The sequence below is a fragment of the Actinomadura bangladeshensis genome (genome assembly GCF_004348335.1).
Classification (GTDB): domain Bacteria; phylum Actinomycetota; class Actinomycetes; order Streptosporangiales; family Streptosporangiaceae; genus Spirillospora; species Spirillospora bangladeshensis.
This window is the reverse complement of record NZ_SMJW01000578.1, coordinates 1-784: the sequence shown is the minus strand read 5'-3', so window position 1 is coordinate 784 and position 784 is coordinate 1. Positions and strand designations below refer to the sequence as shown.

General features: G+C 70.2%; 1 protein-coding gene. It reads right to left on the bottom strand.

The window, feature by feature from the left end:
• Positions 1-767: glycosyltransferase family 2 protein (locus tag E1284_RS40960; protein WP_131945477.1), on the bottom strand; the 767-nt coding region annotated here is incomplete at its 3' end.
• Between the last annotated feature and the right edge of the window lie 17 nt (positions 768-784).

Genomic DNA, 784 nt, shown 5'->3' with positions numbered 1-784 from the left:
TCGCTGCGCAGTGCCACCTCGTCGTACTCGCGCTTGCACGCGCGCACCGCCCGCTCCGGCCGCGACCCCAGGAACCGGCTGACGGTCTCCACCGCCGCGAACCGGTCGGTGACGGCGCCGATCTCGGTCCGGCGCCGCGTGATCGACAGCGCCCCGCCCGCACGCTGCCGCCAGTAGTAGACCGGCTCATTGACCACGTCGACCGACGAGGCCAGGAAATGCGCCGGCAGGGTGACCGGGATGTCCTCGTACAGCACCCCCTCGGGGAAGCGGAACGCGTGCTCGTCCCAGAACCGGCGGCGGAACACCTTGTTCGGCACCAGCCGGTCGTACATCAGCAGGTGGTCGCGGGTGACGTGGGTACGCAGCCGCGTCGTCCCCATCGGACGGCGATGCATCGGCGACTGCACCAGCCCGTCCTCGGTGAGCAGCTGCACATTCCCCGAGGCGATATCGGAGCCCGTCCCCTCCAGCGTCCCCGCCAGGAGCTCCAGCGCGTGGCCGGGCAGCACGTCATCGCTGTCGACGAACGCCAGGAAGCGCCCGCGCACATTCGCCGCCCCCACATTGCGGGCGTTGCCCAGCCCGCCGTTGGGCTGCCGGATCAGCCGGAACCGCGGATCCCGCTCGGTGAACGCGCGGGCGATCTCCGCGCTCGCGTCGGTCGATCCGTCGTCGACCAGGACGACGTCCAATTCGCGGACCGACTGGCGGGCGATCGAGGCCAGGCATTCCTCAAGATACGGTTCGACGTTGTAAATGGGCACCACCACACCGACACGCG